Raw genomic sequence first — 421 nt, 5'->3', positions numbered from 1 at the left:
AGGACTATGTGGCGGCCAACGGTGCCGCCTTCGCCAAGTTCGGCGGCCGCTTCCTCGTGCGCGGGGGCGCCCACGAGGCGGTGATGGGCCAGGCCCGGTCGCGCAACGTGGTGATCGAGTTCCCGAGCTACGAAGACGCCCCCGACGTGCACGTGAACCGGACGCTGCGCGAGCTGCGCGCCCTCGGCCTGATCCACCTCAAGCGCCGCGTCCTGACCATCCTCGACGTCGAGCGAATGAAGGCTTTCTGCCGCTTCACACCGAACTACCTGCACTTGCGTAGCACGCGCTGGGGTGATCGTCGCGACCTGAGTTGGCCCGGTATGGCCCAGGAGGGCTAGCCGATGTCCGGGCGGGGCAACGTCGAGACGCTGCTCGTGCTGCAGCTGCAACCGATCGCGGTCGACACCAACAGCCCCGA

Annotated in this window: 1 protein-coding gene; it reads left to right on the top strand. The window is 68.2% G+C overall.

From position 1 onward, the window contains the following. The coding region (locus tag MKK69_RS11865; protein ID WP_243968057.1) for a DUF1330 domain-containing protein at positions 1 to 341 on the top strand (341 nt) is incomplete at its 5' end. Positions 342 to 421: the final 80 nt, after the last annotated feature.

Source organism: Methylobacterium sp. J-026 (assembly GCF_022829585.1).
Lineage (GTDB): Bacteria > Pseudomonadota > Alphaproteobacteria > Rhizobiales > Beijerinckiaceae > Methylobacterium.
Note: the sequence above shows the minus strand (reverse complement) of the source record. Positions and strands in the feature narration are given on the sequence as shown.